This window comes from Bradyrhizobium sp. (genome assembly GCF_036009065.1).
GTDB lineage: Bacteria > Pseudomonadota > Alphaproteobacteria > Rhizobiales > Xanthobacteraceae > Bradyrhizobium.
This window is the reverse complement of sequence record NZ_DASYMN010000213.1, coordinates 1-2,900: the sequence shown is the minus strand read 5'-3', so window position 1 is coordinate 2,900 and position 2,900 is coordinate 1. Positions and strand designations below refer to the sequence as shown.

General features: G+C 61.0%; 4 protein-coding genes and 1 other RNA gene. All 5 read left to right on the top strand.

Annotated features, from left to right (window positions below; genetic code table 11):
- Positions 1-140, top strand: a transfer-messenger RNA (tmRNA) gene (gene ssrA / locus VGP39_RS13135); the annotation flags it as partial.
- A gap of 176 nt (positions 141-316) precedes the next feature.
- The gene (locus VGP39_RS13130; protein WP_327568537.1) at positions 317-835 is read left to right on the top strand and encodes an SspB family protein; all 519 of its coding nucleotides are present in this window, start codon (positions 317-319) and stop codon (positions 833-835) included.
- A gap of 95 nt (positions 836-930) precedes the next feature.
- On the top strand, positions 931-2,361 hold the full coding sequence (gene fumC, locus VGP39_RS13125; protein WP_414644660.1) for a class II fumarate hydratase: 1,431 nt from the start codon (positions 931-933) through the stop codon (positions 2,359-2,361).
- 276 nt (positions 2,362-2,637) lie between these two features.
- Complete coding sequence (locus VGP39_RS13120) at positions 2,638-2,826, top strand: DUF4169 family protein (protein ID WP_327568535.1); 189 nt, start codon at positions 2,638-2,640, stop codon at positions 2,824-2,826.
- Positions 2,823-2,900: ribbon-helix-helix domain-containing protein (locus tag VGP39_RS13115; protein ID WP_327567540.1), on the top strand; the 78-nt coding region annotated here is incomplete at its 3' end. The genes VGP39_RS13120 and VGP39_RS13115, both read left to right, overlap by 4 nt.

Here is a 2,900-nt window from a genome sequence, read left to right as displayed (position 1 = left end):
GCTATGCAATAGTTGCAAACGACAACTATGCTCCGGTTGCTCAGGCCGCGTAAGCGGTTTGAAAAACCAAGTCTAAAGTCCTGACGGGTTAAGCTCCGTTTGGCGGGGTTCGGAGGCACCTGGCAACAGAAGCCTCCACTTTCTGCTTTCCCTGCCCTCATGGTCGCAGCCCGGCGTCGGACAGAATTTCCATGATTGCTGGGGACACCCTGCTGACCTCGGCCCATTGCCGGGGTAGCATGGACCGGATGGCGCGAGTCGGCCACGGACAAACGCCGCAACAGCGCGCGTGGCACTAAACGCGACGGGACCGACGATGGCGACCGATCATATCCGATACGATGTCCTGGCGCGCGATGCGTTGCGCGGCGTACTGCGCCAGGTGCTGACCGACGCGGCCGAGCACGGCCTGCCCGGCGAGCACCACTTCTTCATCACGTTTGTCTCCACCGCCGAGGGTGTCAAGCTGTCGCCGCGGCTGCTGGCGCAATATCCGGAGGAGATGACGGTGATCCTCCAGCATCAGTTCTGGGATCTGGTCGTCACCGAGGATCGCTTCGAGGTTGGACTGTCGTTCGGCGGCATTCCCGAGCGGCTGGTGGTTCCCTTCAACTCCATCAAGAGCTTCTTCGATCCGTCGGTGCAGTTCGGCCTGCAGTTCGACCCGTCGGAAACCGCAACCGAGGCGCCCGCAGCCAACCTACCGGCAGCGGCGGCGCCATCGGCCCTGACCGCTGCCTTGCCGCCCGTCGCCATGTCCGAGAATCACGACCAGCCGGCGAAGCCGGGCGAAGGCGCCGAAGTGGTGCGGCTGGATCGCTTCCGCAAGAAATAATCCGTGCATCCATATAGGATGGACCCCGTCTTGCCGCTGGTGCGCGGCTGGACGCCGCTGCCATATTGAGCACGGTCACCGCAATGGACAGGATCATGGCTCCATCATCCAAGGCTTCGCGCTCTGCCAGGACGGCCAAGGCCACCCGTATCGAAACCGACAGCTTCGGCCCGATCGAGGTCCCTGCCGACCGCTACTGGGGCGCGCAGACCGAGCGTTCCCGGCAGAATTTCCGCATCGGTACCGACCGGATGCCGATGCCGATCATCCGCGCCCTCGCCATCGTCAAGCTCGCCGCGGCGCTAACCAATCGCGAACTCGGCCTGCTCGACCGTCGGCGCGCCGACGCCATCGCCCGCGCCGCACGCGAGGTGATCGAGGGCAAACTCGACGATCACTTCCCTCTGGTGGTCTGGCAAACGGGATCCGGCACGCAAACCAACATGAACCTCAATGAGGTGATCGCCAACCGCGCCAATGAGATGCTCGGCGGCGAGCTCGGCGCCAAGAAGCCGGTTCATCCCAACGATCACGTCAACATGAGCCAGTCGTCGAACGACTCGTTCCCGACCGCGATGCACATCGCCGCAGCCGAGCGGATCGCCGCCGATCTCGTTCCGGCACTGAGCGAGCTTCACGCCGCACTACGTAAAAAGGAAAAGGCCTTTGCGCATATCGTAAAGATCGGGCGTACCCACACCCAGGACGCGACGCCGCTCACGCTTGGCCAGGAATTTTCCGGCTACGCATCGCAGGTCGAAAGCGGCATTGTGCGGCTGCGCGTTGCGGTTGGTGATCTTTATCCGCTGGCGCAGGGCGGCACTGCCGTCGGCACCGGTCTCAATTCGAAGCCGCGATTCGCAAAGCTGTTTGCCAAACAGGTTGCTGCAATCACAAAGCTTCCATTCACCAGTGCGCGCAACAAGTTCGAGGCGCTGGCCTCCAACGACGCCTACGTCTTCGTGCACGGCGCGATCAATTCGGCAGCCACCGGCCTGTTCAAGATCGCCAACGATATCCGCCTGCTGGGTTCAGGACCGCGCTCGGGCCTCGGCGAACTGATCCTGCCGGAGAACGAGCCCGGCTCATCGATCATGCCAGGCAAGGTCAACCCGACGCAGTGCGAGGCCGTGACCATGGTCTGCTGCCAGGTGTTCGGCAATCACACCGCCATTACCGTCGCCGGCAGCCAAGGCCATTTCGAACTGAACGTCTATAAGCCGGTGCTGGCATATTGTATGATGCATTCCATACAACTGCTCGCCGACGTCGCGCGCTCGTTTACCGGGCATTGCATCGACGGCATCCGCGCCGATGAAAAACGCATACGGGAGCTGATGGAGCGTTCGTTGATGCTGGTCACCGCGCTGGCGCCGAAGATCGGCTATGACAATGCCGCCAAGGTCGCGAAGTCGGCCCATGCGCGCGGCACGACATTGAAAGAAGAGGCCGTAGAACAGGGCTTTGTCACGGCTTCGGAATTTGACAGGCTGGTGCGGCCGGACAAAATGACACACCCCGGATGACAACTTGCTCACTCGATTTCTATTGAGATAGCGGTTCGGCGAAATAGTTATAATTTATACCGACCTAAAGAATTAGATTGACCTCTACCGTCGTGGCATTGTGTCGTGGTAGAGCAAAAAAAATAAGCCGCTTTCCCAACGCGGAATAGGTTTGTTAAGGCTTTTACGACGAGGATTTTCCCCGATGGCAGCCGAGTTGACGAGAACCCCGCGCGAATGTTTGTGCGGGTTTGAAGTCGCCCCGCATTACCGGTTGCAAGAATAGTGGGGACGATCATGGGGGACCTGGTCAATCTCAAACGATTCAAGAAGCGCGTCGCGCGGGATCAGTCGGCGCAACAGGCCGAAGCCAATCGCGCACGCTTTGGCCGCACCAAATCCGAGCGCGCCCTGCACGGGCAGCGTGCAAGCCGTGCGAACGATGTACTGGACCAGCATCGCATCGATGGCGAGGACGCATCATGAAATCGCCGGTCGTGAAACGGTCCATCGTGGTCGCCGGCCACAAGACCAGCGTCAGCCTCGAAGAGGCATTCTGG